A 23,754-nucleotide genomic window follows, 5' to 3' on the forward strand; every position below is an offset into this window, starting at 1 on the left:
TTTTTAATGTCGTTGAAATGTGCGATCAGCAAGACCACACAGAGTACTAATAACGCTATAGATAAAGCATGCGACATAAATCAGGGTTTAAAAATATTGATGCCAATAATTCCGTTAAGTATAATCCTTGAATTCAGGGGAAGTTCGATCCATTTCGGACCATAGATATCGCTTCGTTCCACCAGGTTTTCATTTACTATTGTTTTTTCTCCAAAGGAGGCCAGGTAGAATTTATCTTCGGCATTATTGTAATGTATTTTAAGGTGGGGACTGTTTACCCATTCTGAGGGGATCTTGAAAATATGGGCACCTTCACTTGTTTCTTCATTTCCGGAGATGACAATATCTTCTGCCCTCATCAGGTATTCTAATTTCTGACCAGCATAGGCTTTATTAGGCAAGGTAGTTTCAAAACGGGCGAGAACATTCGTCTTTTTATTTTCCACAGGCGCTTTATCCGGCATTTTCAGATCTGCCATATAAGGGATTTCATAATAACCTTCACTGTAGAAGATGAAATCCTTTAGCAGGTCATTGTCCATATCAAAAGTCTGGGCCAGGCCTGTTTGTCTTGGGATAAAGGTTACCCTCAGGTTCTCGTCTTTCAGGTTGCTGTCTGGCAACAGTTTACCAATAAAGCTAATGTCCCCGCGACGGTAATCCGGATGGGATACAAAACGGAACACCCATTTATTACTGGAGGGTTCTACTTTTTTTCCTGTGGAGGCCTGTTTGTTCAGAATCAGGTAGAAGTTATCTACAGATTCCTGTGCAACCAGTCCCAGGATGCCTTTTTTGTTGTCTACAAATTCCCTGTAATCATCCGCATTGAGGCAAATGATAAACTCATGAAAAAAGACAATCCGTTCCGCGAAGGAGAGTTCAGCAATAGATTCCTGAAATTGCTGGATGATGTATTTATAAACTATGTTGGGCGTAAGTGGCTTTAACTTGGCAGATGATTTGGTGCCGTTGTCATTTAAGAACCAATCCTGAATGCCTATACGTTGCCAAAAAGTGGGTTTAGTCGTCATTTTTAATCTTAAGTATCAAATAAGAATTGAATATAGTGATATTGGGTAATAATATATATCAACAAATATCCACAATTGCTGTTTTAATGGAATTCAAGGTTGTCTGTTTTTAGCTAATTGGCTATATTGGCTTAGTTTACTTTCTTTAACAGCCAGTTATCACAATTATTGCAAAGATGAAAAAAAACACTTCAGTATTTGGTTTATTCCTGCTCATTTCCTTACAATGCTCAACTATTTATGCACAATATGATAGCAGGACAAAAGCACAGATTAAAAAAGTAGAAACCGGCTTGAGAACTGCCAATCGTTTTGTGGGCGATTCTGTATGGACGATTGAGGGGAGAATGAAACATTATGGTGTTCCCGGACTGAGTATAGCCGTGATTAAAGGCTCAAAGGTAGTCTGGGCAAAGAGTTATGGGGTAATGGATCGTGGCAGTAAACAGCCGGTAACGAACCAGACCTTGTTTCAGGCGGCTTCGATCAGCAAACCGGTTAGTGCCTATGCGGCATTGAAAGAAGTAGAACGCGGAAAGATCAATGCGGAGGAAGATGTGAACCGATACCTGAAATCCTGGAAGCTTCCGGACAATGAATTTACAAAGGAAAAGAAAGTGAACATCAAGCATTTGCTAAGCCATAGCGGAGGACTTACAGTAGGTGGTTTTGCAGGTTATCGGGTTACGGATAAAGTACCGACATTAATACAGGTCCTCAATGGGGAAAAGCCGGCGAATTCTCCGGCGATCCGCGTTGATAAAGCACCTGGTGGAACTTTCAGGTATTCCGGAGGCGGCTATTGCGTAATGCAGCAAATGCTGATCGACCTGGAAGGAAAACCTTTTCCGCAGCTCATGAACGAATTGGTGTTAGGCCCATTGGGAATGAAAAACAGCAGTTACAATCAGCCCTTACCTGCAGACAGGTTGAGGTTTGCGGCGACAGGATATCTTCCTGATCGCAGCGAGACCGGAGGAAAAAGGCATACGTATCCTGAAATGGCTCCTGCAGGTTTATGGACTACCGCAGAAGATCTGGCAAAGTTTGCCATAGATTTACAGTTAACCATTAAAGGGCAAAGTGAAAAAGTCCTCTCGCAGGAGATGGCCGTTAAAATGGTTAGTCCTTTTATTGAAGAATTCGAAGGGCTGGGGATCTTTCTGGAAAAGAAAGGAAGTGATCGTTACTTTGGCCATGGTGGCTGGAATGAGGGTTTTTCGAGTCGTTTTACGGCGAGTAGGGACAGTGGGGATGGTGTGGTGGTCCTGACCAATGGTAACCAGCCTCCGCTGATTGATGAGCTGATCAGGTCTGTAGCTGAGACTTATAACTGGCCAAGTTACGTAAACCCGGTTTATCCAAAACTGGAGATCAGCAAAGAAAACCTGGAATACCTGTCCGGACGGTACCGAACAGATCATTATGACCTGATGAAAGTCTATGGCGATGGAGAAAAGCTATTTTTGATGAAAAACTCTGAAGAACCTGAGCAGTTGTTTAAAATTGCAGAAAATACTTTTGTAACGCTGGCCAGTTCTGATTATAAAGTTAAAGTGGTGATTAATCCTGCTGACCAAAGCAAACACCTGGCTCTTGTATGGGGAACAGATTCCGTTAAATACATCAACCCTTTACTGAAAGCAGGAGAAAAAGTTCCTTATGATTTTATTCTTGAGGGGCAGTTTGATCAGGCCCTGGCTGCTTATCAGCAAATGAAAAAAGAGCATCCTGACTACCATACGGTGGAGCAGAGCTACATCAATGAGATGGGCTATCGTTTGCTACGCACTAAGGAGGTAAGAAAGGCGATTGACCTGTTTAAAGTCAACACCTTCCTTTATCCGGATCAATCAGATGTATATGATAGTTTAGGGGAGGCCTACCTCGCCAATGGCGATAAAAAACTAGGCAAGGAAAACTACCTTAAAGCGTTGAAATTGAATCCGAACAGTGAGAATGCAGCAAAAATTCTAAAAACTTTAGATTAAACAATGTATAGGTTCACACTTGAACTGTTATTCCAGATTATAGGAATAGGTTCTGCATCCGGTTTGTTTTTAAAAGACAATTCCCTATATGTCATCGGCGACAATAGTGCTTATTTCTATGAATATGAGCTCAAATCAGCTGCTTTGAAGCGTCATGCGCTAAGCGAAAATCCTGCGGAGAATATAGCAAAGAAGCTCAAACCAGATTTTGAAGCCCTTGCCTTTTACGAAGATTCATTTTATCTCTTTGGATCTGGTTCTACGGAAAACAGAACCAAAATGGTTCAGCTAAATGCAAGTACAAAAGAGGTAACTGCCGTTAAGGATTTATCCGCTTTATACCAATCTATGCAGGTTCTTGCTGATCTGAGCGCTGAAAATTTCAATATTGAGGGGGTGGTCCATGCCGGGGATAACTGGTATTTTTTTAATCGTGGGAATGGGAACTCCGGACAAAACATTGTTTTTACGGTATCTGGTAATCAATTAACAGCTGAGGCTAAAATTACCTTTAAAACCTTGAATCTTCCCAAAATTAAGGGTGTCCGGACTGGTTTTACTGATGCGATTAAACTGGATGATAAACTGTATTTCCTTGCAGCTGCTGAAAACACCAATTCCACCTATAATGACGGAGCGGTTTTAGGCAGTATCATCGGTAGTATTGACCTCAAGACAATGAAGATCGACTTCACAAAGCAGATTTCTGACCGCTACAAATTTGAAGGATTGACTTTACAGCATAAAGGTGAAGGGGAAATCTCCTTTCTATTGTGTGAAGATAATGACAGCGATCAGCTGCAGGCAGCGATTTATTTGTTAAAACTGAAACGTTAAAACAGGTTTTAATTCTGCGCGATATTCGTATTTTCGCTGAGAAAACAAGGTGAATATGCAGGAAATTAAATGGGGAATGATCGGTTGTGGCGATGTTACAGAAGTTAAAAGCGGACCTGCTTTTAATAAAGTTCCCAATTCTTCTTTGGTTGCCGTGATGCGCAGAGACGCGGAAAAGGCAAAAGATTATGCTTTTAGACATGGCGTACCAAAATGGTATGCTGATGTGGAAGAACTGATCAATGATCCCGAAGTAAATGCGATTTACATTGCGACACCACCCGCCCAACACGAAGCGTATTGTAGGCTTGCCCTTGCTGCCGGAAAACCTGTTTATGTAGAAAAACCGATGACGTTAAATGCGGAATCGGGGTTGAGGATGGAAGAAGCATCGATATTATACGACACAAAACTTACGGTTGCACACTATCGCCGGGCTCAACCCATGTTTTTAAAAATCAAAGGGCTTCTTGAAGAGGGCGCTATTGGTGATGTTCGTTTTGCCAGCTTGCAGATGCTGCAACCTCAGCAATCAGATCTGATTGCCAATGTGGAGACCAATTGGAGGTTAGATCCCGCCATTTCCGGTGGAGGCTTATTTCATGACCTGGCGCCTCATCAGCTGGACCTGATGGTGTATTTCTTCGGAGAATTTGATCAGTCTACAGGTTTCTCATTGAACCAGTCGGGCAGGGCGAAGGTGGATGATCTGGTGACCGGACAGATTCTGTTTAAGAATGGCGTCGTATTTACGGGAACCTGGTGTTTCTCTGTTTCTGAACAGGATAAAAAGGATGTCTGTGAAATTATCGGTTCCAATGGAAGAATCAGCTTTCCTGTATTTGGAAATAAAGTGACGCTGACCAAAGCCGGAAGCACAGAGGTCTTCGCTTTTGAAGCACTGGAACATGTCCAGCAACCTATGATTGAAAAAGTAACGGCTTACTTCCTGGATCAGACAGAAAATCCTTGTTCAGCAGAACAGGCGATTCTTTCCATGAAACTAATGGATAGCTTCACCAGGTGATTTAAGCTGTCGCCAGAAGGGATATGCCGATGAGGATGGTTAGCGCCGCTATGATCCGTTTCTTGCTGTCCTTTTCTTTTAACAGGTTAACACCAAAAAATACGGCAAATACGATACTCAATTCTCTTAGCGGTGCGACGTAGCTCAGCGGTGTGGTTTTCATGGCAATTAAGACCAGCAAATAGGATAGGGGTTGAAAAATGGCCACTAACAATCCCTGCTTCCAATGCGTTCTTAACTCCAGCAATACTTCTTCTGACCTTCGGATAGGAATTGGCAATAAGATAATTAAGGGAAGTGCAATGGAAGCAAACGTAATGAAAACAGCAGAGACATGGTGTGTGACCACTGCGAATTTATCCCATAAGGTATACGTTGAGATTAAAAAGCCAGTCAGCATTCCATAGTAGAATCCCTTTAGTATTGAAGTGTCTTTTTTGATTTTAAGCCCGGTCATGAGGATGACGCCACAGACAATCAACAGGCTTCCGAGGATGGCCATGATTCCCGGTCGCTCGGCAAAGATCAGTATGGCGCCTATAATGCTAAATATCGGACCGGCACCCCTGGCAACGGGATAAACGACCGAGAGGTCAGCTTTGCGATAGCCAACCTGTAGCGCAACAAAGTAAAAAAGATGTAACAGCGCACTTATGATCCCAAAAAGGAATAAACTTCCCGTATACTGAATTGGTGTGCTGATCAATTGAAAGATCAGTAAGGGAAGGTAAATGATGGCCGAAAACAGGGATATTAACCAGAAAAACGCGAGTTTGCCATTAACATGTTTGGTGATGAGGTTCCATACCGCATGCAATATTGCCGCTGTGATCACCAACATTAAGGCAGAACTACTCATTTTATATTTGGTTTTTTAATTAAAAATAAGAAAAAAACAGCTTCTTCTTATAGGCGACTGGACAATCCGAATGATCCTGGCAAGTTTGTGACCGCTTGCAGGAATACTCATTTTAAGCCCATTTTACACGAGTTGCTTACCCGCCTTTAACAGGCTTCCAAGCGGGTGTGCACCGAGTATAGACCGTGTATAGAGCCTGGTCAGAGCGGGTATAGCTGGGCGCGGTTTTTTTGCAGTCTCAACGCAAGTATTTTCAATGCTTATTCCTGAAATAGCTTTACCTGTTTGCCATGAATTTTGACCCATTTGGCCCTGTTGGCTTTTCAGATAGATTCCGAACTTAGTAAGGCAGGTCAGACCTGTTTTCTATTTCTTTTGTTTTGTAGATTTTTTTCTGCTTTTGCCATTTTTTTTATGTTCATAGCACTTATTTGTAGTTTACTACAAATAAGTGTTTTTATTTATCAATGAAATGAATTTTTCTACAAAACATTGTTTTGAAAATTAATAGTAATATATTTTTCTTTTAAATATTTGTCTATAGATTAGACTTAGTCAGGCTGTTGATACTCAATGGTTACCGGATCGCAGCCGTTTAACGCTAAACTCTAAAACGATGAAAAAAAGATTGTACGCACTTGCTTTATTTGTGCTGTCTGTTTTATTTGTCCCTCTGAACAGCACAGCGCAGGTTGATTTATTGACCACTGTTACCCAGCCTTTATCCCCTCAGGCGGCAGCACTGGGGAAATATGTAGAAATGCCGGTGGGTTATTACAGTGGGATTCCCGAGGTCAGTGTGCCTTTGTATGAACTGAAAACCAAGGATTTTAGTGTTCCTGTTTCCCTGAGTTACCATGCTTCCGGGGTGAAACCAAGGGAGATTCCCGGATGGGTAGGTGCGGGGTTCAGTTTGAACGCCGGGGGTTCGGTGACCAGGATTGTCCGCGGACTTCCCGGTTTGGGCGCGGCTTATGTTCCCGGTACTTTTCCCGATCGACGCAGAATGCTGAACGTGGAGAACGAAAACAGCATGGCAAAAGTAGATACGGAATGCGATGAGTTTTATTTTAACTTCCTGGGCCTTAGCGGCAGTTTCAGCTTTACCAGTGATGGAAAGGTGTTGATGAAGGATGTAAATAACCTGTATGCGGAATACACGGCAGATAAGTTTAAGTTCATTGATGAAAAGGGAACCGAATATTACTTTGATGTTTCCGAGACCAATACCATGAGCAGTGGATACACCTATTCCAGTGCCTGGTACCTCACCAGGATCCGGCTACCTTTTAAAAACGAACTGATCGAGTTTAAATACGAGAGTGAGGGAAACAACTGTTACCGGATGAACTATTATCCGACCGAACAATATGAATTTATACGGTATGAGGACCGTTCCCCTCAGGTCCAGTTTCTTCTGAATCCCGATTGTGATGATGTGATTGGCGTGGCCGGACTTCCCGAACTGATTAAAACCAATAACCTGCTGATCAAATCGATCATTCATAAAACCGATACCCTGAAGTTTTACCGGAACAACAGTTCCCGGACCGATGTTTATAAGATCCGGCTGGACAGCATTAAAATGTTTAACGGAACAACGATGGTCAGCAGGGCGCGGTTTACCTATACCTATAGTGACAGTACCAGCGACAGCCTGGCCAAAAAAATGCTGCTGGACAGTGTGAATATCAACGATGAGCCAGCCTACCGTTTCAGCTATTTTGGTCCGTATATGGGTCGGAAAATGCCCGGGGTAAACAACCTGGGAACCGATTTCTGGGGCTATTATAACGGGGAAGAAAAGAGTTTAAGCCCTCAGAACCAGCCTTTCTTTATCAGGTTTAAAAACCTTCACGGCACGGTGGTTAACCTGGGCTCTGCCTACAACAGCAGCTTCAAAAATCCGGATTATAAATACGCCCGGGTAGGTGCATTGAAAAGTGTCAGTTATCCTACAGGAGGGAAGACTGAGTTCGAATATGAAGGCAATGACTATGCCTATCCTGTTGTCCCGGAATCGGATGAACGTATGGCCATGGCGATGGACTCGCTCAGGCAGCTGGGAAGCTCCAGTAATTACCCCAGTACAAGCAACAGTGCCGAATTTATCCTGCACCATAACCAGACCGCAACTTTTGAAACCAAGCTGGGGATGTCGCCAAATATCAACAGCTGGACAGATTACCAGAATTATGTCTATAATGGCGGATTTGGTGCTTTGAGTATTGCGAGGCTTTATAAGTATAATGAAGGCACAGGTGTTTTTGACCTGCTGAATACCTGGAGTTTCAATCCCGTAACGGGCATCGGCGCGCCAAACCCCGGCATCGGTTTTGGGTTTGTTAAACCTAACGGGACTTCTACCCAAAGCCCATCGGTGTCCCTGACTGAAGGAAGGTATAAAATGGAAACGGAAATTCCGGCTTATGGATTCAGTGCGGGTATTAAAGTGACCAACCAGTTTAAATACAAACGGCCCGGCCGGAGTCAGGGACCTTTTAATTACCACATCTATAATGCTGGCGGGCTCCGGATTAAAAAGATCACTTTTACCAGCCCGGTAAACAGTTCCTCTTTTGAAAAGAATTATGACTATAGTTATAAAGGGATCACCTCCGGGGTGTCTGAAATCCCGTTTTGTAACCTGACCTCGAAAATTCACTGGGGCGAACAAAGGCTCAGGTATTACCCGCCGATAGAGGGGATTTTTGATCCCCAGATCTGTACTTTTTTTCTGCTGAACCAGAGTACGATGGTCCCTTTAGGTAATGGAAAAGGCGGAACGGTAGGTTATGCACAGGTGACCGAAACCATGAACGACGGGCGTAAAACGGTCATGCAGTTTACTAATGGCTATAGCGATGTCAATGCAGATTCCCTGTTTGACGGGTATGAGGACGAGTTTTATTTTACTGCCCTGGGCGATCAATCGGTTTTTGACAGGGCAGGCAACAGTAAATCTTCCTGGCGGGGAAGGATGAAAAGGGTATGGTACCAGGATGGTTCGGGCAAAAAGATGAAGCAGGAGGTACACCGGTTTGCGAATCTTGCCAGCGGCTCCCTGCAGAACACTTCCCTGTTTCTTTCCATCAATGCGCTTCCAGGCAGTCCTGATGTGAATTATGGAACGAGCTGGGGAACTTACCATTTTACGCAGGACAAGTTCGTTCCGGTGCTGGACTCGGCCTATTATTTTAACGGCACAGATACCCTGAAAGAGCTCACTAAATACAGCTACCTCAATGCCGGATTTGCAAACCCTTCAGCAATAGTTAAGGTGAATTCTGCAGGAGACAGCAGCATTACCCGTTTTAAATACCCTTATGATTACACGATTTCAGGCACAAGTTCTATTTCCTTCTCCAAAGGCATTAAAAACCTGCAGGATAAACATGTCATCACCAGCCCGGTAGAAAGCTATGTGGAGGAGAAAACTGCGGGAGGGAGCGGAAAGGTGACCATGGCACAGCTGGTTTCCTATAAACCGGAGATCCCGGTTCCGGATACGGTATACAGCCTGAACAATACCGCAGGGCTGAACGATTTTAGTCCCGCCGTTTTTACGGTAAGTACGGCCAGTAAGGACAACAGGTATGAGCGCAGGATTCTCTTTGATAAATATGACAGTTATGGTAATGTGGTGGAACAGCGTAAAGAAGGAGAATTGAAGGAAGTGCTGGTCTGGGGATATCAGAAAAGGTATATCGTGGCCAGGATTACCGGAAGTACTTACGCCACAGTGATGGCACTGGTCGATACCACCGTGATCAATAACCCCTCCGGCGATGCGGCCATGCGCACGGAACTAAATAAGATCCGTACCAACCTGGCCTCTTCGAATCCTGATGCAGAGGTGACCAGTTATACCTATGCCGTACTGAAAGGAATGACCAGTATGACTGACCCTAAAGGGGAAACGGTGTATTATGAATATGATGTTTTTGGTCGGTTGAAGCGGACAAAAAACGCGGACAATGACATCAAAGATCACCTGTGGTACCATTATAAACCTTAAACGCGCTCCACCATGAAATACATTTCCATATTCAGGATGCTGTTAATGGTTTTAATGGCTCCTTTATTTACCCTGGCCCAGTCTGCCGATCAGAATTATGTAAAAACGGCTAAAGTACTGGTTAGTGGCATCACGACGGAAACTGCGCTTAACGCAGTCATCTCTGATAAAACCAAGGCAAGGGTAGGTATTGCCTACCTGGACGGGCTTGGGCGTCCCTTACAGCATGTCCAGTACCAGGGCAGTCCACTAGGAAAGGATATGATCCAGCCTTTTGCCTATGATAATTACGGGCGTGAAGTAAAGAAATACCTTTCCTACACGGATAACGGAACTTCCACCGGTAATTACCGGGCTGCAGCAATCAGCAGTCAGCAATCATTTTACAACAGCCCGCCTTCCGGTGTAATCAGTATTCCCTCAGGATCAGGACAGGTCGCTTATTCGGAAACCAAATTCGAAGCCTCTCCGCTGGACCGGGTACAACAGGAAGGCTTTCCGGGGGGAGACTGGAAGATTGGCGGGACGCATACTTTTCGCAAAGGCTATGCTGCAAATGCAGTTAATGATGTGAGAAAATGGGTCGTAACCAGTAATGGCGCTACCGGAAGTACCTATTATCCAAAGGCGAGGTTATATGTGGATACGCTGACGGATGAAAACGGGAACAAGACGATGGAGTATAAAGACTACCAGGGAAGGGTAGTGTTAAAACGGCTTCAAAATGGGGGCAGTTTCCTGAATACTTATTACGTCTATGATGAACTCAGCAACCTCCGTTATGTGATTCCCCCGGGATTTACGGCAACCAGCTTTATAGAAAGTGATGCAGGATTTGATCAGTTCATCTATGCGTACCGGTATAACGGAAAAAGACTGGTGACCGAGAAAAAGATCCCGGGAAAAGGCTGGGAGTTCTTTGTATACAATAAGACAGGCAGGCTGGTGATGAGCCAGGATGCCGTACAGCGATCTCTTTCTCCCCAGCAATGGACGGTGATTAAATACGACAATACCGGAAGGCAGGTGATTTCCGGTATTTATGACCATACCGGAAGTACGCCTAATACCGCTTACCGCAGTACACAACAAACCGCTGTGGATGCGGACCCTGATTTGTGGGAAACCCGGATTGCGACAGGAACAGGGTATACGGCAAACACCTATCCTTCGACACTCAGCCAGACCTTACTGATCAGTTATTATAACAATTATACCATCCCGGGGAAGACCAGTACTTACAATGCCACTCAGACGGTCACCAGCCGTACCCAAGGGCTGGCTACGGGAAGTAAGGTGAATATCCTGGGCACTTCGACAATGCTGCTGACGGTGAATTATTATGACGAACGGGGGAGGTTGAAGGAAAGTATCAGCGATCACCAGCTTGGAGGAACGGACCGGGTGGTGAATACCTGGAACTTTGCTGATGAACTGACTGCCAGTACCCGGACACATACCAGCAGCGGGGGCAGTGTGACCGTTGCCATGCGTTATGAATATGACCACGCCGGAAGGAAAACCAAAACTTATGAAAAGATCAATACCGATGCCGAGGTTTTGCTTTCAGAATTGGGTTATAACGAACTGGGACAGCTGCTCACGAAAAAACTGAATAATGGTCTGCATACAACCACCATGTCTTACAACTCCAGGGGATGGCTGACGGGAAAAAGTGCAGCACTCTTTGCCATGCAGCTGAAATACAATGACGGAACTACACCAAGGTATAACGGGGACATTACCGGGCAGCTCTGGGGAACACCTGGAAGCCTGACGAAGAACTACACTTATAATTATGATCAGCTGAACCGGTTACTTTCAGGAATCTCCGGCACAGGGAATGACGAAAAGAACATCAGCTATGATGCGATGGGAAATATCCTGACACTGACCAGGGACAATGGTACCGCCCAGACTTACAGTTATAGCGGAAACAGGCTGAGCAGTGTGAGTGGTGGGGTCAGCAGGACTTACACCTATGATTTAAATGGGAATGTACTAACCGATGGCACCAATACCTTTACCTACAACTACCTGAACCTGCCAAAGACAGTAAGCGGAGGAACTTCAATCACCTATACCTATGATGCCTCAGGAAGAAAACTGAGATCGGTAAATTCCGGGGTGACGACGGATTATATTGATGGTATTCAATACACTGCCGGGGCAATAGATTTCATTCAGACCGAAGAAGGAAGGGCAAGGAAAAGTGGAGGGAGCTACCTGTATGAGTATAACCTCCAGGATCATCTGGGGAATACCCGCCTGAGCTTTGACATCTACAGCGGGGCAGCAAGGGATGTGCAGCATGATGATTATTATCCGTTTGGAAAGACGTTCAATAGCTATTTGCTGGGGGCAAAAAACAATTATCTGTATAATGGCAAGGAGTTGCAGGGGGGATTGGGGCAGTACGATTATGGGGCGAGATTTTACGACCCTGTGATTGGAAGATGGAATGTAATTGATCCACTGGCAGAGAAGTTTGCTTCCTATACTCCATATAATTATGCTGTAGACAATCCTATCAACGTGATTGATCCGAGCGGAATGGAAGGCTGGTACTTAGATGGTGAAGACGCCAAAGACTGGGTTAGAGGATTTCAAGCACTCCACGGTGGACCGGGTGATCCTAAAAAGAAAAAAAAGGGATATTTTCGAACGTTTTATGATCGCCTTGTTAAAGGTGACCCCTTTGGAAACACAGGCAGAACGTGGAGAGGTTGGCTTAGTTCCGAATCTACATTAGGAAGTGATTTGTGGGGAACGGTTTCGAATACTTATTGGGGGATAGCTTCACTTACCAACACTAACACTTATGTAAATTGGTACGAAGGGCAGAAAGCCTATTGGTCTTCTTCGGAGGACGATAGGGCCGACGCAGATGGCCAGGCAGTATTAGATATAGTGCAAATGGGAGCAACTTATGCCCCGTTTAGTTATCTTACCAAGGGAGGTTCCAATACAGCAGGTAAAACAGTTGGAAGCAGTGCGCCTGTTTTTAATGATGCAATTACCACACTTACAACGTCTTCACGATCATTAGCTCCCTCCAGAACTTATACGATTTTTGATGTGCAAGGGGATTTGTTTAAATTTGGTGTTACGGATGAAAATTTGATAAGGTATAACCAATCATTGTTACAAGCAGGGCCAGGTGCTTATGGAAGATGGTCTAACGTTATGCCTAAGTTTGAGGCTCACCTTATGGAAAAATATTTGAGAACATTACATTACAATTCAACAGGGGTTTTTGACTTGTTTAGTATGAAGGTCCCTCATCCTGTCAATTTTAATACTGGAAAACGAATAAAAAAACCATGATAGATAATAATAGAATAGAGAGAATTTTGTTTTGGTTCAAGGATGGAGATGTGTCTTTAAATGAACTTACTCCTAAGTACTTTGGATTAGCTACACTATTAAAGAATTTAATAAATCTCAGGTATACGGGAAAGAAGATCAAATTTGTCAATTTGAAATTTTCCTCTCAGAGGACCTTCGAATTGTATCCTGGAGTTACGGAAAATCATGTCCATTACTATAGTCGACAGGGGGGGCATCTTGCATTTTATGGTGTATTAAACTTTCATGATTTTAATGCGCTTAATGAGGACGAAAAAACGCATTTTCTTTGGGAGGAAGCTCATCGTGTTTTGTCGATTTGCGCAAAATCGACAAAAAATGATTCTTTACTTGAAGCGAATGACTTTGCGTACAGAAGGGGTATTGAAACAAATTTTAATACAGACTATCAGCTGATGGAGAGAGAGATTGTTTTATACGGTTGTACGCTTAAGGCTTCCATTTGGATTCAATTTAAAAATGATGGAATGGAAGCTTATTTTACTTTAGAAGATCATGGAAAATTACGTTTTAAAAAATTTATCGACGATGCCGCTTTAGGCGCTGAATTCTTTTTGGAAATGTTTAAGGCGATTATTGTTGAAGGGGATACTATTGTAATAAAGGGAAGTTGGGATGCTGATGTTCTTCCGATGTATATTTCAATAGATAGAGATCTGATTTTACAACCTCAAACTAATATGACCCTGTAAATTTTAATACTGAAAAACAAATAAAAAGCTGTGATGGCTAATAAGATAGAGAGAATTTTGTTTTGGTTCAAGGACGGAGATGTGCCTTTACATGAACTTACTCCTAAGTACTTTGGGTTAGCGACACTATTAAAGAATTTAATAAATCTCAGGTATACAGGAAAGAAAATCAAATTTGTCAATTTGAAATTTTCCTCGCGGAGAACTTTCGAATTGTATCCCGTAATTCCTGAAAACCATGTCCATTCCGGTAGGGATTCCGGTGGACGTCTTACAGTTTATGGCGTAATAAACTTTCATGATTTTAATACCTTAAATGAGGATGAGAAAACGCGTTTTCTTTGGGAGGAAGCCCATCGTGTTTTGTCGATTTGCGCAAAATCGACAAAAAATGATTCTTTACTTGAAGCGAACGACTTTGCGTACAGAAGGGGTATTGAAACAAATTTTAATACAGACTATCAGCTGATGGAGAGAGAGATTGTTTTAGATAAAATTTTATATGAAAATAGTAAAATATGGAATTACTGCAGTGTTTGTTTTACTAGCAATATTTTTATACCAAAACAGGACTAAACAACCATATATGGCAACTGATATAAAAAGTAAAATTACAGGAGCTTGGATGCTTCAAAAAGAGTTCCAGTCGCCGTGGAAAACGGTAATAGCACCTCTTTTTTTTGATTTTGACAAAAAGGCAGAAAATGTAATGATAAGAGGCTATAGCGATAAAAGTGTTTCAAAATATAGTTGCCATTTTAATGATGTGAATTTAAAAATAGGAAATTATATTAATTTTTATATCATTGAATTATCAAATGAGAAACTTATTCTTAAGATAAGTGAAAATGAATATAAATATTATCGGTTGAAGGAAAAATCTCAGGTACTAAATGAGAAGGAATTACAAAAAGTATTAGTTAATAGTAAATGGATGATGGATGGTAACATTCTAGAATTTACCAGTGAACCGGTATCTATTAATAATTCGTTTAAAATGATTGAATATCAAGACAGTAAAAAGTTTTTTGGATCTTACTCGTTTGATATGTTTAAAAACAATCTCTTTCTTCTTTTGCTAATTGATGGAAAGCCAATGGAACTGGTATTTAAAATAATTGAAGAAAAAGGTTCCATATTGGAATTACAAACAGCCGAAGGTAATATTCTGGACTTAACTAAGCAGATATGACAGAGATCATTGGACGGCTTAACGTCATGCTCCTCATCCAATGGAAAAATATTTGAGAACGTTACATTACAATTGAACAAGCGTTTTTGATGTGCGTGGTATGAAGGTTCCTTATCCTGTCAATTTTAATACTGGAAAACGAATAAAAAAACCATGATAGATAATAATAGAATAGAGAGAATTTTGTTTTGGTTCAAGGATGGAGAAGTGCCTTTAAATCAACTTACTTCTAAGTACTTTGGATTAGCTACACTATTAAAGAATTTAATAAATCTCAGGTATACAGGAAAGAAAATCAAATTTGTCAATTTGAATTTTTCCTCGAAGAGAACATTCGAATTATATCCTGGAGTTGCGGAAAATCATGTCCATTACTATAGGGGACAGGGGGGGCATCTTGCATTTTATGGTGTATTAAATTTTCATGATTTTAATGCGCTTAATGAGGACGAAAAAACACATTTTCTTTGGGAGGAAGCTCATCGTGTTTTGTCGATTTGCGCAAAATCGACAAAAAATGATTCTTTACTTGAAGCGAATGACTTTGCGTACAGAAGGGGTATTGAAACAAATTTTAATACAAACTATCAGCTGATGGAGAGAGAGATTGTTTTATACGGTTGTACGCTTAAGGCTTCCATTTGGATTCAATTTAAAAATGATGGAATGGAAGCTTATTTTACTTTAGAAGATAATGGAAAATTACGTTTTAAAAAGTTTATCGACGATGCCGCTTTAGGCGCTGAATTCTTTTTGGAAATGTTTAAGGCGATTATTGTTGAAGGGGATACTATTGTAATAAAGGGAAGTTGGGATGCTGATGTTCTTCCGATGTATATTTCAATAGATAGAGATCTGATTTTATAATCTCAAACTGTTTAAATATCTGTAAAAGCTTTGCGCTCACAAATGTCTCAAATCTCTAAAAAAGGTGGGGATTCTTGAAATACTGTATACGACAGTATCTCTGAATAGAAATATGTTGTTTATTCAGCCCCATCTTTCCCATCTTTAAATTCTTTGATTCCTTTTCCAAGTCCGCCAAGGAGTTCAGGAATTTTCTTCCCTCCAAAAAGCAGGAGCACAACGAGTAGGATAACGACGATTTCTTGAGTGCCAAGCATGGCGAGCAGGGGGGTATGTAACATAATTAGCTTGATTTTTAGGTTTTAGGAACAACAGGTTCTTTTGGTTCGGTACGGGCAGGTTCATCATCTGCATTGACCACATTGATGTTCCGGTGAATTTCTCTTTTTACTCCCTCTGAAGCATCTTTAAAATCTCGGATTCCTTTGCCCAGTCCTCTGGCAAGTTCAGGGAGTTTCTTACCGCCAAACAATAAAAGGACCACAGCCAGGATCAGCAGAATTTCCCCGCCACCCATATTTAAGAATTCAAGTAACACCATATTTATTTCTTTAATGTGCAAGCAAAGCTAATTACAGGAGATTAAAGCCGGATTAAAACGGGATTAAAATTCAATGGGAGCCTGGAGAATTTACGTTGTGGTTTAAAGATTAAAATAAAAATTGCTAATTTTCAGGATGAATAAATTAGGTCTCCTTTGTGCAGCCTTTGTCTTTAGTTTGGCCAGCTGTAAAAACAAATCTTCAGAAACAGTGAAAGATTCAAAAGAAATTGCAACGCTATTCGATTCCTATTGGGAAAAGAATTCCAAATTGTTCCCATTGGATGCGACCTCACAGGGGGATAACCGTTATAATGATCAATTGCCCAACGATGGAACTCAGGCATTCAGAGATACCCTGAAGAACTTCTATCAGGATTACCTGAATCAGGTTGGAAAATTTGACCGGGAAGCATTGAACGACAATGATAAATTGAGTTATGATGTTTTCAAGTACGACTTGCAGATGAAACTGAAAGGTCTGGAATTGAATACCTGGATGATTCCTGCACAACAGTTCTTTTCATTGCCATTGACGATGGGGCAGCTGGGCTCCGGAGCAGGAAACCAGCCCTTCAAAAACCTGAAGGACTATGAGAATTGGTTGGGACGTGTTAAAGGTTTTAGTGTTTGGACAGATACCGCTATTGCCAATTTCAAACACGGAATCGCCGCAGGCATGGTCTTGCCAAAACCATTGGTAGAGAAGATGATTCCACAAATGGATGCGATGATCGTTACCGATGCACAGAAAAGCTTGTTTTACGACCCGATCAAGAACATGCCAAAAGAAATTTCGGCGACTGATAAGGCAAAAATCACCGCCTTATATCAGCAGGCGATTTTAAAAGAACTCGTTCCATCTTATCAGAAACTGAGTACTTTCCTTAAAAACGAATACCTGCCGAAAGCCAGGTCTACCTCAGGAATTTCATCCGTTCCGGGAGGAAAGGAAATTTATGCATACAGTGTGAAGAACTGGACCACCACCAATAAAACCCCTGAAGAGATTTACCAGACCGGATTATCGGAAGTGAAAAGGATTCGTACAGAAATGGATAGTGTTAAAAACAAGGTTGGCTTTAAGGGTGATTTAAATGCCTTTTTCAGCTACCTGAAAACAGATCCAAAATTGACACCCTATAAAACGCCAAAAGAGGTCATCGCAGCTTTTAATGCCATTCACGATAAGATGAAGCCTCAGCTTCAGAAGTTATTCCACAAAGTACCTAAAACTCCTTTTGAAGTCAGACAGACCGAAGCATTCCGTGCGGCTTCTGCCAGTGCAGAATACAATCCAGGATCTCCTGATGGATCAAGACCGGGGATCTTTTACATTCCCATTCTGGATGCTAAGAAATTTAACATTACCTCAGGAATGGAATCTTTATTCCTTCATGAAGCCATCCCTGGTCACCATTACCAGATTTCTTTACAACAGGAAAGTAAAGACATGCCGAAATTCAGACGTTTTGCCTGGTATGGCGCAATGGGCGAAGGTTATGCCTTATATTCAGAATCCTTAGGCAAGGAACTGGGCTTATATACCGATCCTTATCAATACATGGGCGCATTGGGCGATGAAATGCACCGTGCTATCCGTTTGGTGGTCGATGTGGCCATTCATACAAAGAACATGAGCCGTGAAGAAGCGATCAAATACATGATGGACAATGAGGCGATCAGCGAAGATGGAGCGACTGCGGAAGTAGAACGCTATATGGCCTTACCAGGACAGGCATTATCTTATAAAATCGGTGCTTTGAAGATTCGTGAACTCCGTGCGAAATATGAAAAACAATTGGGCGCTAAGTTTAAGATTGTTGAATTCCATGATGAGATTTTAAAAGATGGCGTAATGCCTCTTGATGTGTTGGAACAAAAAATGGATGCATGGGCTAAGCGTGTAAATGAAGGAAGATAGTTTATCGCGCAGCTATGCCATTGCGTTTGTTGCTGCTTTCCTGATCTACCTGTTGAGAAGATACTGCTTTGAGATGATTACAGCGAATCATGGGCCGCTGTATTATGGATTGGTCTTTGCTGTCAGCCTGGCTATTGTAGTTTATCTCCACATCCGATATCAACAACCTAACCGTTTTAAGACGCATTTACTAGCCCTGTTATACGCAGGGCTATTGTCTTTTTTCCTGTTCTATACGAGTATAAATATGCAAATGCTGTATTATGCTGCTGTTGGAGAATCCAAAACAACGGTACTTAAAATTGACAGCGTCCAGTCGTACAGGGTAAAGAAGACCATAGAAGGAAGTTTAATCTTTGTAACCTACGACAACCAGTCCATAAAATTTGAATCTTCAGGGGCCAATTATTTTGCATTGAAAGATAAAAGGCAAATCAATGCAGTGATTGGCAGGGCAGGAGCAAATAATTTTTATGTCAGCAAGATCTATTGGAAAGATGGAGAAAAATGGAGCGCAATGGCCACTTATTGGAAATACAGGCTTGACTTTCTGAAATACGTACTAGCGATCTTTTTAGTCATGGGTTTAGGCGCTATACTCCTACACCAGATCAATAAAAGACGAACAAATAAACTGAAACTGGATTTTAAGGCTTCTCCACTAAAAGTAATCCTCATTATATTTGGCGTCTTAACGACCATAGGACTCCTGCTGTATGTCTGCCTGTTTCTATACATGCATTTTAAATACGGGTTTCCAAAAAACAGCTGAGTTTCATTGATTCAATCCTTCCTGATCAGATTTTTTCAAATAGTTTGACTGCATGATAACTGCCTTTTTGTTTCTCTATTCAGCGTAAAATGTAATTTGTTCTCCCGGACTTGTTTTTAAACGCAATTCAGAATTTGTAATCTTTTTCCTCCCTGAAGCGGTGATTACATATCCTTTTTTCCAGGGAAGAACCACCTGCAGGATGTTGCCTTTTTCACTTGTTATCTTTAAATCGGTAACTATACCCTTAAGCTGAGTGGCACTCACAAGGAAAGCCCCCGCAGTACGCAGGTTGTTAAAACTGGCATCTTTATCTTTTGGCCAGTTTGGAAATAAGCGAATTTTACCGTTGTATCCCTGCAACAGGCATTCATTGATGACTGCCGGCAGCGCGAAATTTTCAAACCATATTCCCATTTTAGACATATAATTAAATTCTGTGCGGTCATCATAGCGCCCCCCAACCTGCATGACCATATCGGTTGCTGTCCCATTTGGCAATAAGCAATAACTAATCTGTCTTTTGAACTCCTCAAGATCCAGCATACCAATCCTTGCTGCCTGCAAATTGATGAAAACAAGATCGTTGCCACCCTCGTTCTGCTGGTTTTTATAGGTATTCTGCAGCATTTTAAAAGTTTCTTTATCCGCATTAAGTCCATGATCCTCGCCAGGAAATACCGTAAACAAGGCGTTTGGTACATTGTAAACGACCTTATCATGTTCTTCTGGTACTGACACCAACACTTTTCCATACTTTTCTGAGATGACAGTAGGATAGTCCGGAAAAGCAGACTGAATCTTATTGATTTGGTCAAGCAGATGTTTCTCCTTTGTAGAAGTACCTAATATTTTAACCGCATCCTTAAAAGCATTGAAAGCAAATTTGGTCAGACTTAGATCTACATTACTATCATAATTGTATCTGAATCCTGGTTTCAGGCCATATAGTTCGGGAGGTACCGTTGGAAAGATATGGAATTTGCCATCTTTCCAACGGTCTCTGTTACGGGCTTCAGGGCGGGTCATATAACCGACAAGAAACTCAACAGCTGCTTTAATCGGCTCATATGCACGTGTCTTTAGAAAACTTCGATCTCCTGAATAAAGATAATGCCACCATAATCCCTGTACAGCCCAGGGAGTTTCACTTACTTCCCAACCCCAGTCGGGGATAGGATATGGATTCATCGTCATATCTACAGGATAGGCAGAATGCGGAAAATAGGCCCCCGGTAGATTATAATATTCCTTTGCCCACTTACGGCTCACCGGCATGAGAGATTCGATCAAGTCAACATAAGGAAGGTTCTTTTCCAGATGATTGCTTGAAAATGTAACCCAGAAGGGCTGTTGTACATTGTAATTCAGGTGATAGTCTCCATGCCAGGCCGTTCCAATCTTATTGTAACTCCAGTTTGCAAATAATCCCGGAGTTGTTACTCCTGCTTTTGTGGCGCAGTTAAGAAAATAAAGATTTCTATACCAGGTCTCTTCCAGAAAATCATCATCCAGTTGGACTGCAGATTTATTCCAATAGGTTTTCCAGATGCTTAGGTTATTTGCATAGCTTTTCTTAAATGCTGCTGGGTTGATTTGTTGCTGATCGATATGGACTGCGGGAACATCGGTGCTCAGTCCTTCTTTTATTGATACACAGGCCAGAAAAGGGAGGTCCCCTGTAACTGCAGCCTCCAGCTGTTCCATATTTTCGTTATTCCCATTCCAGGCTATCCGGTCCTTTTTATATAATTCCTGGTTCGTAGCCAGGGTCAGGCTGAAGGCCTTGTCCTTCGCGTGGACGATATCTTTTGTTCCTTTTTCAAAATCAGCATAAGGCAATAACTGCCTGAATCCAAGTATGCCTGTTTTAATGTTTTCTGTAATTTGAGGCCTGGGGAATTCCTCCGGGGTAGAAGGATCAGGCATAATTTTGACCCTGTCAAAAAGATTTTTCTGAAGATTGCCTTTTTCGTCGGTCAGCTCCATCCACAGTTTATCTTCTAACAGATCTGTGAACAAGGTTAACATGAGCAGCTTTTTATCCGAAGTCAATAATTTAACCTTGCAGACCCCGTTGGAAATATCCAGTTCATGTCCCAATAACTGTAATTTACGTCTGTCAAATCCGAGCAGTACCGAACCGCAAGGAAAGGGTCTGGGATAAGGTTTACTATAATTTTCACCCGCCATCCGATTGTATTGTTCGTACCAGGGATCGTCGGTTAGATTGGAGAGGTCCCGGGGTATTTTATTGACTTTATCGAAAACGGACTGGAAGGTTCCAAGTTTTTCCCGGTTATTTTCAGCTATTCGGATATCCCACACGTTGTTATGGCCAAACCTAAGGACTATCGCATCGGGCCTGGTAGTCACGACCACACCCATTGCTCCATTGCCCAAAAGTGCTCCTTCAAAGAAATCCGGCGCAGGTTTGTTGTAAGTCAAACTGTGCTTTTTTGCCAGTACCATTGGCTCTGGAATAGAAGATTTATCTTGCGCAGTGGCATTGGAGCAGGCAAAAACAATTGTGATTATGGCAGCAATTCTGTAATTTTTAATCATCATTTATTGATTGTTATTGTTCCTTAATTTTCTTTAGACAAATTTTACGTTGCTGCCTGGATACAAGACTCAGTCTGTAAAAGTAATAGATGTCAGATGCACTTTGAATAGCCAATAGAACTATTTAAATGGACTATTTCACTATTTGTGCCTCCGCCTAACGAATCTTAGGCCAGTAGTCCCGAAACATGCATCTAGTTGAAATAATTGATGAAATATTGTTGATTTTTGCTAACAGGGATCTTTAAAAGCCTCATCATGAATGGAAAACATCATCAAATATTTTCATAAAGAGATCACTGATCATAAAATCAGTATTTATAAAATCTTTGGATCGGAAGTAACAGCAGAATTACTCCAGAAGCCTGCACATCGCAGGGGAGACCATTATCTGTTCATTTTTCAAAAAGAGGGCAGTAGTAAATTGATGTTGGATTTTCAGGAGGTTACGCTAACCGGAAGCGTCTTATTGTGCATTCTACCCGGACAAATTCATCATACCATTTCTGTTGAAAATCATACGGAAGCATGGCTGATCACCGTAGATAGTAATTTTTTAATTGATGAACACAGGTCAGTTTTCGACGATTATTATTTCCGGTATGCCCCGATCCCTTTGGGAGAACTTGCAGGTTTAAGGATCAACCAATGTATAGAATTAATTGCTGTCATAGTAGAAAACGGAACAGAACTGAATTACGAGCCTCTGGTTCTTGATTCATTGATCCGGGCTTTTGTCGGCATGTTTATTTCAGTTTATCGTCAGGTAGAAGACAGAAAATCTTCAGTTTTAAGAACCGCAATATTGACCCGGGAGTTTAAACGTATATTGCTGCGTCAGTTTAAAACCAAAAAAAGTACCACGGACTATGCTGCCTGTTTGAACATTACTCCTTCCTATTTGAACGAATCAGTAAAACTGACCACCGGGTTTCCGGTCACCTTTTGGATACAGCAAACCATCATAATGGAAGCAAAAAGATTACTCTATGATACAGACCATACTGTAAAAGAAGTTGCCTATTTATTGGGTTACACCGATCATGCTTACTTTAACCGCTATTTCTCTAATGCTGTTGGCCAGCCACCACTCCAATTTCGGCTTAGCTCCCGTAAATAGTCCAATAGATGCCATAATATATCCATTTATAGCCAATGCCCCAATCTCTAATTTTGTTGAAAATATAAAATAATGGGGAATCAGTTTTTTTTTATTGTCGGAGTAATGGCTTCTTTAACAACCTTATACAGGTTATTAAAATTTATCTATCCATATTGCAAACCATCTAAAATCAGGAAGTACCTGGTAAACGATGCCTATGCTTTAGTTACCGGATCCAGCGATGGGATAGGTAAAGCAGTAGCCACTGAACTTGCTGGCAGAGGTTTTAACATCATTCTTCATGGCAGGAGCGCTGAAAAAATCCAGGCTGTTGAAAAAGAGATCGGGATGCTTTATCCCAAAGTTAAAATCACTTATCTGATCCATGATGGCAGCCATAACAGTCAGATGGACATTTCGGAAATTATAAAATTGAATATCAAAGTATTGGTAAATAATGTTGGTGTAGGGCCAATCAAAGAACTTACCAACCATTCCAATGCGGAGATTGATCATACCATTACACTAAATACTGCTTTTCCCACTCAACTTACCCGAAACTTGCTCCCCTATATGGAAGCTGAGGCGCTTATTTTGAATGTTTCCTCTTACGCAGGTTTTTTCCCGCCGCCCTATCTTTCGGTTTATGCAGCTACTAAGGCATACAACAATGCCTTCTCTGTTTCACTTGCACGTGAAGTAGCACATAAGGAAGTCATCTCTTTAATCACTGGAAGTGTGAATACCGGTTCAAATCACAAGCCCGTGTCCTTCATGCGTCCTGCTGCCGCAACTTATGCTAAACATATCATAGGCGTCGTAGGATGTGGTAGAAAAAGTATCATGCCGTATTGGCCGCATAGCATTCAGACCTTCCTTATCTCGGTATTACCGGAAAGATTCGTTGATCGTGCAACAAAAAAAGCAATGCAAAAAGAACCAGGGCTAGCCCAATAAAATTTAA

The 23,754-nt window shown here is 41.8% G+C and carries 18 protein-coding genes; 13 read left to right on the forward strand and 5 right to left on the reverse strand.

The genetic code is table 11. The annotated features are described in order from the left end of the window. Nucleotides 1–80: 80 nt before the first annotated feature. Nucleotides 81–1,034, reverse strand: coding sequence for a hypothetical protein (locus AAFF35_RS14355; protein WP_342333206.1), 954 nt, complete (start codon nucleotides 1,032–1,034; stop codon nucleotides 81–83). A gap of 176 nt (nucleotides 1,035–1,210) precedes the next feature. Between AAFF35_RS14355 and AAFF35_RS14360 the strand changes: the two genes are divergently transcribed. From AAFF35_RS14360 to AAFF35_RS14370, 3 genes are read left to right on the forward strand one after another with little or no spacing between them, the layout of a single operon-like run. Beyond that, entirely contained in the window at nucleotides 1,211–3,025 is a 1,815-nt protein-coding gene (locus AAFF35_RS14360) for a serine hydrolase (RefSeq protein ID WP_342333207.1), read from the forward strand. A 3-nt stretch (nucleotides 3,026–3,028) separates the two neighbouring features. Next, the gene (locus AAFF35_RS14365) at nucleotides 3,029–3,862 is read left to right on the forward strand and encodes a hypothetical protein (RefSeq protein ID WP_342333208.1); all 834 of its coding nucleotides are present in this window, start codon (nucleotides 3,029–3,031) and stop codon (nucleotides 3,860–3,862) included. A gap of 55 nt (nucleotides 3,863–3,917) precedes the next feature. After that, nucleotides 3,918–4,889, forward strand: coding sequence for a Gfo/Idh/MocA family oxidoreductase (locus AAFF35_RS14370; RefSeq protein WP_342333209.1), 972 nt, complete (start codon nucleotides 3,918–3,920; stop codon nucleotides 4,887–4,889). 1 nt (nucleotide 4,890) lies between these two features. Here the strand turns inward: AAFF35_RS14370 and AAFF35_RS14375 are convergent, their stop codons facing one another. Next, nucleotides 4,891–5,748 (reverse strand): DMT family transporter, encoded by an 858-nt coding sequence (locus AAFF35_RS14375; protein WP_342333210.1) that lies wholly within the window; start codon nucleotides 5,746–5,748, stop codon nucleotides 4,891–4,893. Between the two features lie 616 nt (nucleotides 5,749–6,364). Here AAFF35_RS14375 and AAFF35_RS14380 point away from each other — a divergent pair. From AAFF35_RS14380 to AAFF35_RS14405, 6 genes are all read left to right on the forward strand, one after another. Next, nucleotides 6,365–9,766: a hypothetical protein gene (locus AAFF35_RS14380; RefSeq protein ID WP_342333211.1), complete on the forward strand. Its 3,402-nt coding sequence runs from the start codon at nucleotides 6,365–6,367 to the stop codon at nucleotides 9,764–9,766. A gap of 12 nt (nucleotides 9,767–9,778) precedes the next feature. Further along, nucleotides 9,779–13,093 (forward strand): DUF6443 domain-containing protein, encoded by a 3,315-nt coding sequence (locus AAFF35_RS14385; RefSeq protein ID WP_342333212.1) that lies wholly within the window; start codon nucleotides 9,779–9,781, stop codon nucleotides 13,091–13,093. Next, nucleotides 13,090–13,827, forward strand: a complete 738-nt coding sequence (locus AAFF35_RS14390; RefSeq protein ID WP_342333213.1) for a hypothetical protein — start codon at nucleotides 13,090–13,092, stop codon at nucleotides 13,825–13,827. The genes AAFF35_RS14385 and AAFF35_RS14390 overlap by 4 nt, the downstream gene beginning before the upstream one ends. A gap of 33 nt (nucleotides 13,828–13,860) precedes the next feature. Continuing rightward, nucleotides 13,861–14,403 (forward strand): hypothetical protein, encoded by a 543-nt coding sequence (locus tag AAFF35_RS14395; RefSeq protein ID WP_342333214.1) that lies wholly within the window; start codon nucleotides 13,861–13,863, stop codon nucleotides 14,401–14,403. Nucleotides 14,404–14,413: 10 nt separating this feature from the next. Next, on the forward strand, nucleotides 14,414–15,019 hold the full coding sequence (locus AAFF35_RS14400; RefSeq protein ID WP_342333215.1) for a hypothetical protein: 606 nt from the start codon (nucleotides 14,414–14,416) through the stop codon (nucleotides 15,017–15,019). Between the two features lie 153 nt (nucleotides 15,020–15,172). Beyond that, nucleotides 15,173–15,886, forward strand: a complete 714-nt coding sequence (locus tag AAFF35_RS14405) for a hypothetical protein (protein ID WP_342333216.1) — start codon at nucleotides 15,173–15,175, stop codon at nucleotides 15,884–15,886. A 119-nt stretch (nucleotides 15,887–16,005) separates the two neighbouring features. On the opposite strand, the gene tatA (AAFF35_RS14410) is transcribed toward AAFF35_RS14405, so the two are convergent. Continuing rightward, nucleotides 16,006–16,167, reverse strand: a complete 162-nt coding sequence (gene tatA, locus AAFF35_RS14410) for a twin-arginine translocase TatA/TatE family subunit (RefSeq protein WP_342333217.1) — start codon at nucleotides 16,165–16,167, stop codon at nucleotides 16,006–16,008. A 14-nt stretch (nucleotides 16,168–16,181) separates the two neighbouring features. Beyond that, nucleotides 16,182–16,427, reverse strand: coding sequence for a twin-arginine translocase TatA/TatE family subunit (gene tatA / locus AAFF35_RS14415; protein ID WP_342333218.1), 246 nt, complete (start codon nucleotides 16,425–16,427; stop codon nucleotides 16,182–16,184). 136 nt (nucleotides 16,428–16,563) lie between these two features. On the opposite strand from tatA (AAFF35_RS14415), the gene AAFF35_RS14420 reads away from it, so the two are divergent. Then, nucleotides 16,564–18,351, forward strand: a complete 1,788-nt coding sequence (locus tag AAFF35_RS14420) for a DUF885 domain-containing protein (RefSeq protein ID WP_342333219.1) — start codon at nucleotides 16,564–16,566, stop codon at nucleotides 18,349–18,351. Then, nucleotides 18,338–19,123 carry a hypothetical protein gene (locus AAFF35_RS14425; RefSeq protein WP_342333220.1) on the forward strand — a complete coding sequence of 262 codons (786 nt, stop codon included), beginning with the start codon at nucleotides 18,338–18,340 and terminating at the stop codon, nucleotides 19,121–19,123. Before AAFF35_RS14420 ends, AAFF35_RS14425 begins: the two co-directional genes overlap by 14 nt. A gap of 75 nt (nucleotides 19,124–19,198) precedes the next feature. On the opposite strand, the gene AAFF35_RS14430 is transcribed toward AAFF35_RS14425, so the two are convergent. After that, nucleotides 19,199–21,691, reverse strand: coding sequence for a glycoside hydrolase N-terminal domain-containing protein (locus AAFF35_RS14430; RefSeq protein WP_342333221.1), 2,493 nt, complete (start codon nucleotides 21,689–21,691; stop codon nucleotides 19,199–19,201). 259 nt (nucleotides 21,692–21,950) lie between these two features. Between AAFF35_RS14430 and AAFF35_RS14435 the strand changes: the two genes are divergently transcribed. Both AAFF35_RS14435 and AAFF35_RS14440 read left to right on the forward strand, forming a co-directional pair. Then, entirely contained in the window at nucleotides 21,951–22,808 is an 858-nt protein-coding gene (locus AAFF35_RS14435; RefSeq protein ID WP_342333222.1) for a helix-turn-helix transcriptional regulator, read from the forward strand. Between the two features lie 72 nt (nucleotides 22,809–22,880). After that, the gene (locus AAFF35_RS14440) at nucleotides 22,881–23,747 is read left to right on the forward strand and encodes an SDR family NAD(P)-dependent oxidoreductase (RefSeq protein ID WP_342333223.1); all 867 of its coding nucleotides are present in this window, start codon (nucleotides 22,881–22,883) and stop codon (nucleotides 23,745–23,747) included. The last annotated feature ends 7 nt before the right edge of the window (nucleotides 23,748–23,754 follow it).

This window comes from Pedobacter sp. FW305-3-2-15-E-R2A2, from assembly GCF_038446955.1.
Lineage (GTDB): Bacteria > Bacteroidota > Bacteroidia > Sphingobacteriales > Sphingobacteriaceae > Pedobacter.